Source organism: Flavobacterium xizangense (genome assembly GCF_054075145.1).
In genome coordinates, this window is the sequence record NZ_JBSIPG010000298.1 from 1 (window position 1) to 240 (window position 240).

A 240-nucleotide genomic window follows, 5' to 3' on the forward strand; every position below is an offset into this window, starting at 1 on the left:
GGAAAAGTTCCACAATGGTACAATCCAGTTACGGATAGAACTTCGGCTTTAGCCAATTGGAAAATAGAAAATGAGAGAACAATTGTTTCAGTGACTTTAGAAGCTAACGAATCTGGTTTTGTGATTTTTAAAGAAGAATCAAAAGAAGTTTTAGCGAAAGCAAAAGCTGCTGAATTTGAAAAAATTCAAGTTTTAGACGAAAATTGGGAATTGCAATTTGATCCAGAATTTAAAGGTCCG

1 protein-coding gene is annotated in these 240 nt (G+C 33.8%); it reads left to right on the forward strand.

Annotation, left to right across the window (positions count from 1 at the left end; genetic code table 11):
• A partial coding sequence (locus ACWA1B_RS23510; protein WP_456911104.1) for a hypothetical protein occupies positions 1-240 on the forward strand: 240 nt, incomplete at both ends.